Consider the following 3,570-nt stretch of genomic DNA (forward strand, 5'->3'; position numbering starts at 1 on the left):
CGCGTACACCGTGCACACCGACCTCGGCCACCGCTGCCGCGGCGCCAAGGTCGACGGCACGATGGTGCCGCTGAACACCCGGCTGCAGAGCGGCCAGACCGTCGAGGTGACGACGATCAAGGAAGGCGGGCCGTCGCTCGACTGGCTGAACGACAACCTGGGCTACCTGCAGAGTTCGCGCTCGAAGGCCAAGGTGCGGGCCTGGTTCAATGCGCTCGCGCTGCGCGACACCATCGCGCGCGGCCGCGAGGCGGTCGAGAAGCTGCTGCAGCGTGAGGGCAGGACCTCGATGAAGCTCGACGACCTGGCGGCGCAGCTCGGCTTCCGCCATGCCGAGGCGCTGTTCGAGGTGGTCGGCAAGGACGAGTTCTCGCTGCGCAACATCGAGGCGCTGCTGCGCCCGCCCGAGCCGCAGCCCGACCCCGACGCGGTGATCACGCAGCGCCTGACCCGCCCCGAGGGCGAGGCGCCGAAGGGCGGCGTGCTGGTGGTGGGCGTCGAATCGCTGATGACCAGCCTGTCGCGCTGCTGCCGGCCGGCGCCGCCGGATGCGATCGGCGGCTACGTGACGCGCGGGCGCGGCGTGGCCATCCACCGCGCCGACTGCAGCAACTTCCGGCAGATGGCCGCGCGCAGCCCGGAGCGGGTGATCCAGGTCACCTGGGGCGAGCGGCGCGGCGACAAGCCCTCGCTGTACCCGGTCGACGTGCTGGTCGAGGCGGCCGACCGGCAGGGCCTGCTGCGCGACATCTCCGAAGTGTTCGCGAAGGAGAAGATGAACGTGACCGGCGTCAACACGCAATCGGTGAAGGACGTGCGCGGCGGCACCGCGTGGATGACCTTCACCGTCGAGGTCGCCGATTCGGCGCGGCTGAACCAGGTGCTGGCGGCGGTGGACCGCATCGGCGGCGTGCGAAGTGCACGCAGAAAGTGAGTCGGCCGATGAAGAAAATTTCGATGCCAGCCAGCTGCCGAAAAACTAATGCTATAGTCATGGACTCGGGCGATTAGCTCAGTGGTAGAGCGCCTCTTTGACGTGGAGGATGTCGGGAGTTCGACCCTCTCATCGCCCACCAAAAACGTCTGGAAATCAGGGCCTGTTCCGAAAGGGACAGGCCCTTTTTCTATGGTCCGCCCAGGGCCCAGGAGATCCTTCATGGAGATGACCCCGCGCCGCCGCGAACTGATCGACGCCCACGTGGCCGAGACGCACGCGCAGATGACTGAGCTGGCGTTCGAGCTGAACGACCTCGTGCGCTTCGCGCTGTCGGCTGCCAGGCCCAAGGGCAACAAGGTCTACTACCCGATGGACCCGGTGAACGAGGGCATCCGCAACTGGAAAGACCTGCAGCGCAAGCTCGCGAAGCTCACGGCGCGCGTCGACCAGGGTGTCGCGCGGCTGGGCGTGCAGCCGTTCGATCCGGAGGAGCCGGTGCAGGGCGATGTCGAATCCTGACGGGCCGGATCGGCCAGCGAATCCGCTGCTCACGGTCGACCAGGACATGACCGATGAGTTCGAGGGCATGGTGGAAACCTGGCCGAAGGCACTGGGAACACTGAAAGCGCTGTGCGAGAGCGGCGCGCACCCAGCGGCCCTTGCAACCGATCAGAGGCACCCCAACTAAGGTACGGCTCGTGCTGAGTGGCCCTGGGCAATCAGGGCCAGGCCCAGGGGGTGGTCCGTCTCATGTTCGATATCGAACAGGCTGGTCGCAGCGTCCGTCGCTCGGCGCATCCGTCGGCGCGCTCTCCATGAAAGGGACGCCGGCGCCGGGCGCCGCACGCAAGGCACACATGCCGCGCCACGGGCCGATCATCGCCGTCTTCGTCGCGATGACCCTCCTGCAGGCGTCGGTGGCGGCGTTCAGCATCCAGATGCTTTCCACGGTTCGAGCCTACATCACGGGGGAGAGCCTCTACTCCAAGGGGCAGAGGGACGCGCAGCTCTACCTCCTGGACTATGCCGAAGGGCACCGCGAGGCGGACTACCAGCACTTCATGTCGGCGCTTGCGAACTCGCTTGGCGATCGCGCCGCTCGCGAGGCGCTCCAACAGGCAGAGCCGGACATCGCCGCCGCGAGGCGTGGGTTTCTGGAGGGCGGCAATCACCCGGGCGATATCGACGGCCTCATCCGCATGTTTCGCTTGTTCCAGCACGTTTCCTTCATATCCACGCCCATCGCGACCTGGACGGAGGGCGATCGGACGATCGAAGAGATGCGCGGCCTGGTCGACCGTGCGCGGCAGCGAATCCTCGCAGGCGATCCTCGATCCGCAGAGGTCGACGAGATGCGCCGCAGGGGCCCGGAGCTGAACGAACGGCTCACTCGACTCACCAGCGCGTTCTCGCTCCAGCTGGGCGAAGCGTCCAGAACGACCCAGAAGCTGCTGTTGGGCCTCAATGCCTTCATCGCCCTCTTGCTGACGGTCTCCGGGCTCATCTTCATCCGCCGCAGCGCCCGTCTCCAGGCGGCGACCGAGCTCCGCATGGAGCGACTGATCGATGCGGTGACCGACGGCGTCGTGACGGTGGACGAGCAGCGAACGGTGGTCCTCTTCAATCGTGCCGCTGAAAGACTCTTCAGCGTGGGCGCCGCCGAGGCGTTGGGGACATCGGTCGACAGGTTCGTGAGGCTGCCGGACGGGGCGGCCGTCCCCCTGGTGCCGACGACGTCCGAGTCCCTTCTGGAGCTCGAGGGAGCGCGTGAGGATGGCGCCGGGTTTCCGGCCGAGGCGTCACTCTCGCGACTGGAAACCGAGCGTTCAGCGCTGACGACGATCGTATTGCGAGACGTGACGGCGAGGCGATCGGCAGACATCGAGCGACGCGCCCGCGAAGCATCGGAGGCCTCCAACCGAGCGAAGACCGAGTTCCTCTCGCGCATGAGCCACGAGTTGCGCACACCGCTGAACGCGGTCATCGGTTTCTCCAAGCTGCTCCGGATGGACGCCTCCAGGCCGCTATCCGTCAGCCAGCTCGAACGTGTTCAGTACATCGAGAATTCCGGTGCCCACCTGCTGGCGCTCGTCAACGATGTGCTCGATCTCTCACGAATCGAGTCTGGGGGGGTTGCGGTCTCGACGCAGGCCGTGCGACTGCTTCAGGTGGTCGAGGAAGCCGCCACGATGGTGTCGCCCCTGGTGACGGCAGCCGGCATCGAAATCTTCCTGTCCGCCGCCGTCTCGGGGCACATCGATGCCGAGGCAGGCATCCTGGCAGCAGCGCGCGCGAAGGACATCGAAGTCAAGGCGGACCCGGTTCGCCTGCGGCAGGTGCTCGTCAATTTGCTGAGCAACGCCGTCAAGTACAACAAGCCGGGTGGTCGCGTCACGCTGACCTGGGAGGTCTGCGGCGCCGACTGCGTCGTGAGGATCGTCGACACAGGGCGCGGCATCGCTGCCGACCGGTTCGCGCGCCTTTTCGAACCGTTCAACCGCCTGGGGGCTGAATCCTCCACCGTGGAGGGGACCGGCATCGGGCTCGTCCTGTCGAGGCAACTCACCGAGATGATGGGAGGCACGCTCGTCATCAGCAGCGTCTGTGGCGAAGGGACGTGTGCGATCTTGTCC

General features: G+C 66.7%; 4 protein-coding genes and 1 tRNA gene. All 5 read left to right on the forward strand.

Annotated elements, in window-relative coordinates; genetic code table 11:
- A partial coding sequence (locus tag AC1D15_RS22390) for an ACT domain-containing protein (RefSeq protein ID WP_477827699.1) occupies window positions 1–934 on the forward strand: 934 nt, incomplete at its 5' end.
- 67 nt (window positions 935–1,001) lie between these two features.
- Window positions 1,002–1,076: transfer RNA gene (locus tag AC1D15_RS22395), tRNA-Val, on the forward strand.
- An 80-nt stretch (window positions 1,077–1,156) separates the two neighbouring features.
- Window positions 1,157–1,456, forward strand: a complete 300-nt coding sequence (locus AC1D15_RS22400; RefSeq protein ID WP_156155163.1) for a hypothetical protein — start codon at window positions 1,157–1,159, stop codon at window positions 1,454–1,456.
- Complete coding sequence (locus AC1D15_RS22405; RefSeq protein WP_465112584.1) at window positions 1,443–1,625, forward strand: hypothetical protein; 183 nt, start codon at window positions 1,443–1,445, stop codon at window positions 1,623–1,625. The genes AC1D15_RS22400 and AC1D15_RS22405 overlap by 14 nt, the downstream gene beginning before the upstream one ends.
- Window positions 1,626–1,752: 127 nt before the next feature.
- Window positions 1,753–3,570, forward strand: a 1,818-nt coding sequence (locus AC1D15_RS22410) for a PAS domain-containing sensor histidine kinase (RefSeq protein ID WP_477827700.1), incomplete at its 3' end; no start/stop codon positions are given.

It is taken from the genome of Rhizobacter sp. P2_H2 (assembly GCF_056403375.1).